Genomic DNA, 6,176 nt, shown 5'->3' with positions numbered 1-6,176 from the left:
GTGCTGGTGCTGCCACTGACCATCCCGGTGCTGATCTTCGGCGTTTCGGCAAGCTATGGGGCGACCGCCAATCCCGACCCGTTTCTGCAGCCCTTCCTCATTCTTGCCGCGCTGACCCTGTTTCTTGGCGTGCTGGGTCCGGTCTCGGCGGCGCTGGCGCTGCGCCATGGCACGGATTGACGCGGCGTATGACTGCGGATTGCGAAGCCGACGGAGCGAGGCTAAGGAAAAGCATGTCTAGACTGGGCGACATGATCGGCTTGGAAGGCCCCACCTCAGCGGGGCCTGCCGCATGAGTGCGCATGCACTCTACGTGACCGCCGCCTATGGCATCACTGCCGTGGTGCTCGCCGGATTGATCGGCTGGATCCTGCTCGACCAGCGGGCGCGCAAGCGTGAGCTTGCCGAACTGGAGGCGTCCGGCGTGAGGCGTCGCTCCGACAAGGTCGCCAAGCCATGAGCACCGAAACGGAAACGCCGCCGCCCAGTCGTCGCCTGTTCGTGCTTCTGCCGCTGCTGATCTTCCTCGGCCTGGCCGGACTGTTCCTGTCGCAGCTGCTGTCGGGGCGCGATGCTTCGGAAGTGCCGTCGGCCCTGATCGGCCTGCCTGCGCCGCAAACCAGCCTGCCGGCGCTGGAGGGCTCAAACCTGCCGGGGCTCGATTCGAAAACCTTCGCCGGCAAGGTCACATTGGTCAACGTCTTCGCGTCGTGGTGCGCGCCATGCCGCGAAGAGCACCCGGTGCTTCTGGCGTTGTCGCAGGATAAGCGTTTCACCATGGCAGCGCTGAACTACAAGGACCGGCCCGAAAACGCACGCCGGTTCCTCGGCGATCTCGGCAATCCGTTCCAGGCGATAGGGGTCGACGAAGCGGGCCGCGCGGCGATCGACTGGGGCGTCTACGGCGTGCCGGAAACTTTCGTCATCGGCAAGGACGGCAAGATCGCCTACAAACATGTCGGCCCGCTGACGCCCGAGACGGTGCAGGCGTTGCTGTTGCCGCAGATCGACAAGGCACTGGCGGCGCGTTGATATTCAGGTGATGCCGGCCTGCAAACAGCGGCTTCCTGCGCGTCCGGTGCTCGCGTACCAAAAGTACGCTCCGCTCCGGTTCTCGGAAACCACCGTTTTCGACTCGGCCTGACCTGAATCTCAACGCACCTTGGCGGCGCGTCTTATCGGGCTTGAGATCAGCCGTAGATCTGCTTGTGGATCTGGTAGAGCATTTCCGAGCGGTCGGCGCGCATGTCGGCCAGATCGCGGCTGGAAAAGCTGTCGATTTCGGCGACAAGGCGGTTGTAGTGCTTGCGCTTGGCAATGCTGTTGCGAGCGCGGGTCATGAGACTGTCGAGGATCATAGCAAGGTTCCTTTTTGGCGCCGCATTTCGGCGGCGGTTTCTTCCTCCCTTGATCGATACGAAGCATGACATAGTAATGGTGCATTGCAAAAAGAAGATGTTGCAATGCACCATTGCGCTGGACGCATAGCCGGTTAATGCGGCGCTAACGTCATGCGCAGAGCCGGCAAGCGATCTTTTGTGGGACACTGTGCGTACCCACATTGCCTTCTGTCCCTCCGGCTGGCTTGATCCCTCTCATTGATGCCGGGAGGAAAGCATGGCGGCCGCAGACTATTATGAAATTCTCGATCCGCGCTTCGCGCGCCTGTTCAACGGCAACGCGCAGGTCGAGAAGCTATTCACCGGATGCCAGTGGGCGGAGGGGCCGGCCTGGTTCGCCGCCGGCCGCTATGTCGTCTGGTCCGACATCCCCAACAATCGCATGCTGCGTTATGACGAGACCGACGGCAATGTCAGCGTCTTCCGGCAGCCGTCCGGCAACTCGAACGGCAACACCGTCGACCGGCAGGGCCGGCTGATCACCTGCGAGCATTCGGGCCGCCGCGTCAGCCGCACCGAGTTCGACGGCTCGGTCACCACGATCGCGGCCAAATGGAAAGGCAAGCGGCTGAATTCGCCCAACGACGCGGTGGTGAAATCCGACGGTTCCATCTGGTTCACCGATCCAAGCTACGGCATCGATACGGATTATGAGGGCGACAGGGCTGAGAGCGAAATCGGCGCCTGCCACGTCTACCGGGTCGATCCCGGCACCGGCGAGGTCGAAGCCGTCATCACCGACATGGTCAGGCCTAACGGCCTCGCCTTCTCGCTGGACGAGAGCAAGCTTTATGTCGTCGATACCGGCCGCACGCATGGCGCGCAGAATCCGGCGCATATGCGGGTGTTCAATGTCGGCAAGGGCGGCAAGAAAGTCTCCGGCGAAAAAGTCTTCGCCGACTGCACCGCCGGCCTGTTCGACGGCTTCAGGCTCGACGAGGACGGCCGCATCTGGACCAGTGCCGCCGATGGCATCCATTGCTACGATCCGGACGGCACGCTGATCGGCAAGGTCAAGGTGCCGGAAGTCACCGCCAATTGCGTGTTCGGCGGCAACAAGCTGAATTGCCTCTACATCGCCGGCACCACGTCGCTCTACATGGTGCGGCTGATGGTCAACGGCGCCAAGACATACTGAGAGTTGAACACTGGCGACCGTTCGACGGTTTCATCGAAGCGGGTCGTGAGCACGAACATCCCCGGGAGGACAAGAAATGCCATTCGTCAACATCCGCATCGTCAAGGAAGTGATCGCCGCCGATCCGGCGGGCAAAAAGGCGGATATCGCCAAGAAGGTCACCGCGGCCATCATGGACGCCACCGGGCTGAGCAACGACGATGTCTGGGTGGTTTTTGAAGAGGTCAACGCCCGCGATTGGTACGTGGGGAAGACCGATGTGGAGACGCTGCGAAAGGGGTAGTGCGCGATCTTTCCTTCTCCCCCTTGTTGTGGGAGGTGGATCGGCGCGCAGCGCCGAGACGGTTGAGGGGTGGGTGACGGATTGCCGTCGGTGCCAAGCTGGAACATCCCTCATCCGACCTCGCTTCGCGAGGCCACCACCCTGGGGCGAGCAACGGGTCTCGCCCCGTCCTTCAGACCCACAAGGGGAGAAGGAAGAGAGGCCGCCGCTCAACGCGAGCGGATAAACTCCGCGAAGGCATTCAGTGCATCATGCATCGCCTGCCGGTTCGCCGGCGCCGCCAGGATGCCCGCCACCTCCGGCGGCTTCCTGCCGAGCAGGGCGATCTCCAGCACATCGTCGTAAAGCGCGAACGACATGGTGCGCATGATCTCGGCCAATGCGGCGCGGGCGAACAGCGAGCGCGGCGAGGCGTGTACCAGCATGGCGGGCTTGGCGACGGCGGCATCGCGCGAGACCAGCCAGTCGAGCGCGTTCTTCAGCCCGCCCGGCACGCCATGGGCATATTCCGGACAGGAGACGATCAGGCCGTCGGCTCGACTGACGGCATGGATCAGCTTGGAGGCTTCGAGCGGCGTCCGCTCGCCTTCATCGTCGGGATTGAAGATCGGCAAACGGCCAAGCCCGTCATGGACGGTGACGCGGCAGCCGGACGGCGCTTCGCGCGCCAGTGCGGCGATCAGCGCCGAATTTGTGGAGGCCGCGCGCAGGCTGCCGGAAATGGCAAGGATGTTCAGCAAGGTATGGAATCGGTCCAGACGCGAATCGCGTCCGCAAAAACTACCACATCGTCTTCTTGTATTCCTCGTCGAGCCAGCGGTCGGTCGCCTCGGCGGAATCGGCAACCGCCAGCTGATCGCGCATGATCTGGCCGAGCGTCGGCAGCGTCGCGCGGTCGTACCAGGTTTCCGGCTTCCACAAATCCGAGCGCATGAAGGCTTTTGCGCAGTGCATGTAGGCCGCCTTGACGCTGACCACGACAACGCTTTGCGGCTCCCTGCCGTCGACGGCGAGCCGTTCGCGCAAATTTGCGTCGACGGTGATGCGGGCATCGCCGTTGACGCGCAGCGTCTCGTTCATGCCGGGGATGAGGAAGAGCAGCCCGACCGGGGGATTGACGAGGATGTTTTCCAGCGTGTCGAGCCGGTTGTTGCCGGGCCGGTCGGGAATGGCGATGGTGGTGTCGTCCAGAACGGTGGCAAAGCCCGGTTTGTCGCCCTTCGGCGTCACGTCGGCATTGCCGGCACCGTCGGACGAGCCAATCAGCACGAATGGGCTCTTGCCGATGAAGGAGCGGCAATGGCCGTCAAGTTTTTTCAGCTCCTTTCGGATAGAACCGTCGGTCGGTCGTGGCGTCTTGTAGATCGTCCTCAACTGGTCGCGCGTGGTGACGAATTCCATGGCCCTTTCCCCTTATTTGCAGGCTCTATTTCCCGGCCTTCTCTTCTTTGCCGGTCTTGTCGTCCAGCGAATGGCGCAGGATCAGCGGCATCTGGCTGAAGGTGAACAGAAGCGTGATCGGCATGATGCCCCAGACCTTGAAAGTAACCCAGGCGTCGGTGGAAAAATTGCGCCACACCACCTCATTGACGATGGCCAGGAACAGGAAGAACAGGCCCCAGCGGAAGGTCAGCTTGCGCCAGCCTTCAGCGTCGAGGCTGAAGGCTGAATCGAAGACATAGCCAAGCAGCGACTTGCCGAAATACAGGCCGCCGAGCAGCACCCCGCCGAACAGCGTGTTGACGATGGTCGGCTTCATCTTGATGAAGATGTCGTCCTGCAGATAGAGCGTCAGCGCGCCGAAAATGAAGACGACGACGCCCGACACCATCGGCATGATCGGCAAGGTGCGGGTGAGCAGCCACGAGGCGATCAGCGCGATTGCCGTGGCGGCCATGAACAGGCCGGTGGCGACGAAGATCGGCCCGCCGAACTCGGCCAGAACAGGGAATTTCTGCACCAGCCATCCGCTGCGCGCATTGGCGAAGAAGAACACCATCAACGGACCCAGCTCCAGCACCAGCTTGAGCAGCGGATTGACGCCTTCCTTCTTCTGCTTCTGCGGGTCCGACGGATCGCGTTCGAGAATGGGTGGGTTCATGGAATCTCTTTCTTGCGCATGATCTGATCCAAAAAGTCTGCACCTTTTTGGGACATGCTTGTTAAGCTACTCCAGCGATCGCCCTGGCGAATTCGCTTGCTGAGAAAGGTTCGAGGTCGTCGACCTGTTCGCCGACGCCGATGAAATAGACCGGCAATTTGTGCTTTGCCGCGATCGCCACCAGAATACCGCCGCGCGCCGTGCCGTCCAGCTTGGTCATCACCAGGCCGTTGACGCCGGCGACATTGCGGAAGATCTCGACCTGGTTGAGCGCGTTCTGGCCGGTGGTGGCGTCGACCGTCTGCAGCACGGTGTGCGGCGCTTCCGGATCGAGCTTGCCGAGCACGCGGACGATCTTTTCGAGCTCGGCCATCAGTTCGGTCTTGTTCTGCAGACGGCCGGCGGTGTCGATGATCAGCACGTCGGAGCCGGCCTCTTTCGCCCGCTCGAATGCATCATAGGCAAGGCCGGCGGCATCGGCGCCGAGCTTGGAGGCGATGACCGGCGATTTCGTCCGCTCGCCCCAGATCTTCAGCTGCTCGATGGCTGCCGCGCGGAACGTGTCGCCGGCGGCGAGCATGACCGACAGGCCGCCATCGGTCAGCTTGGCGGCGAGCTTGCCGATGGTGGTGGTCTTGCCGGTGCCGTTGACGCCAACCACCAGGATGACATGCGGCTTGTGCGAGAGGTCGAGCTCCAGCGGCATGGCGACATGGGTCAGCACTTTTTCCACCTCGGCCGCCATGATGGCGCGGACCTCGGTGTCGGAAACGTCCTTGCCGTAGCGGCTGGCGGCCAGCGCGTCGGTAACGCGCAAGGCGGTCTCCATGCCGAGATCGGCGCGGATCAGCACATCCTCCAGGTCCTGCAAAGTCTCTTCGTCCAGCTTGCGCTTGGTGAAGACGCCGGCAATGTTGCCGGTCAGTTCCTTGGACGAGCGGGCAAGCCCGTCCTTCATGCGCTGGAACCAAGAGCGCCTCGGTGCCGGCTCCGGCGCTTTTTGCGGCTCGGCCTTCTGCTCGACCTTCTTGGTGACGGTCACCTTGCCGGGGGCGGCTTTCGGCTCCGGCGCGGGTGGTGGAAGAGGCTGCGGCTCGGGCGCAATTTCCGCAATGACCGGCTGCGATTCGATCGGCGCAGGCTGGCGAATGGGAGGTGCGATTTCGGCGGCGGGTGCTTCGGGCGTCGGCGCTGAAACTTCTTCCTTCTCCCCGTCGCTATACGGGGAGAAGGTGCCGGCAGGCGGATGAGGAG

At 62.8% G+C, this 6,176-nt stretch carries 10 protein-coding genes; 5 read left to right on the top strand and 5 right to left on the bottom strand.

The annotated features are described in order from the left end of the window. From EN925_RS18805 to EN925_RS18795, 3 genes are all read left to right on the top strand, one after another. On the top strand, window positions 1-180 hold a 180-nt coding region (locus tag EN925_RS18805), incomplete at its 5' end, for a heme exporter protein CcmB (protein ID WP_206617053.1). A gap of 112 nt (window positions 181-292) precedes the next feature. Further along, window positions 293-460 (top strand): heme exporter protein CcmD, encoded by a 168-nt coding sequence (gene ccmD, locus EN925_RS18800; RefSeq protein WP_013528831.1) that lies wholly within the window; start codon window positions 293-295, stop codon window positions 458-460. Beyond that, window positions 457-1,032, top strand: coding sequence for a DsbE family thiol:disulfide interchange protein (locus EN925_RS18795; RefSeq protein ID WP_013528832.1), 576 nt, complete (start codon window positions 457-459; stop codon window positions 1,030-1,032). Before ccmD ends, EN925_RS18795 begins: the two co-directional genes overlap by 4 nt. Window positions 1,033-1,190: 158 nt before the next feature. Here EN925_RS18795 and EN925_RS18790 read toward each other — a convergent pair whose 3' ends face one another. Then, entirely contained in the window at window positions 1,191-1,358 is a 168-nt protein-coding gene (locus EN925_RS18790) for a hypothetical protein (RefSeq protein WP_013528833.1), read from the bottom strand. Window positions 1,359-1,617: 259 nt separating this feature from the next. On the opposite strand from EN925_RS18790, the gene EN925_RS18785 reads away from it, so the two are divergent. Beyond that, entirely contained in the window at window positions 1,618-2,538 is a 921-nt protein-coding gene (locus EN925_RS18785) for an SMP-30/gluconolactonase/LRE family protein (protein ID WP_013528834.1), read from the top strand. Between the two features lie 76 nt (window positions 2,539-2,614). Continuing rightward, the gene (locus tag EN925_RS18780; protein ID WP_013528835.1) at window positions 2,615-2,821 is read left to right on the top strand and encodes a 4-oxalocrotonate tautomerase family protein; all 207 of its coding nucleotides are present in this window, start codon (window positions 2,615-2,617) and stop codon (window positions 2,819-2,821) included. A 209-nt stretch (window positions 2,822-3,030) separates the two neighbouring features. Here EN925_RS18780 and EN925_RS18775 read toward each other — a convergent pair whose 3' ends face one another. The 4 genes from EN925_RS18775 to ftsY form a co-directional block, all read right to left on the bottom strand. Beyond that, the gene (locus EN925_RS18775; protein WP_013528836.1) at window positions 3,031-3,561 is read right to left on the bottom strand and encodes an NADPH-dependent FMN reductase; all 531 of its coding nucleotides are present in this window, start codon (window positions 3,559-3,561) and stop codon (window positions 3,031-3,033) included. Between the two features lie 40 nt (window positions 3,562-3,601). Next, window positions 3,602-4,222: a pyridoxamine 5'-phosphate oxidase family protein gene (locus tag EN925_RS18770; RefSeq protein WP_013528837.1), complete on the bottom strand. Its 621-nt coding sequence runs from the start codon at window positions 4,220-4,222 to the stop codon at window positions 3,602-3,604. A 25-nt stretch (window positions 4,223-4,247) separates the two neighbouring features. Continuing rightward, on the bottom strand, window positions 4,248-4,922 hold the full coding sequence (locus tag EN925_RS18765) for a septation protein A (RefSeq protein WP_013528838.1): 675 nt from the start codon (window positions 4,920-4,922) through the stop codon (window positions 4,248-4,250). 61 nt (window positions 4,923-4,983) lie between these two features. Beyond that, window positions 4,984-6,176, bottom strand: a 1,193-nt coding sequence (gene ftsY / locus EN925_RS18760) for a signal recognition particle-docking protein FtsY (RefSeq protein ID WP_245487239.1), incomplete at its 5' end; no start/stop codon positions are given.

Source organism: Mesorhizobium sp. M7A.F.Ca.US.006.04.2.1 (assembly GCF_004022915.1).
GTDB classification, from domain to species: Bacteria; Pseudomonadota; Alphaproteobacteria; order Rhizobiales; family Rhizobiaceae; genus Mesorhizobium; species Mesorhizobium ciceri.
This window is presented reverse-complemented; position numbering and strand designations above follow the sequence as displayed.